Genomic DNA, 218 nt, shown 5'->3' on the forward strand with positions numbered 1-218 from the left:
AACAACGTTTCCTCGTTCATCAGTAAATGAAGTTGCATTTGAATTTGGCTTTGCTAACTCGAGTAATGCTGCACCCGTCTTTGGACAATATCCCGAGACATATTTAACTTCAACACAATTGGAATTGTCTTTTTTACATGAAAAGACCGTAGCAATTACAAGAAAAACAAATAAACAATGAATTATTCTTTTCATATAATTAGTTAGTTGAGAAATCA

General features: G+C 32.1%; 1 protein-coding gene. It reads right to left on the reverse strand.

Annotated elements, in window-relative coordinates; translation table 11 throughout:
- A partial coding sequence (locus tag BFL47_RS20125; protein ID WP_211480996.1) for a hypothetical protein occupies positions 1-195 on the reverse strand: 195 nt, incomplete at its 3' end.
- Positions 196-218: the final 23 nt, after the last annotated feature.

The organism is Arcticibacter eurypsychrophilus (assembly GCF_001730525.1).
GTDB lineage: Bacteria > Bacteroidota > Bacteroidia > Sphingobacteriales > Sphingobacteriaceae > Arcticibacter > Arcticibacter eurypsychrophilus.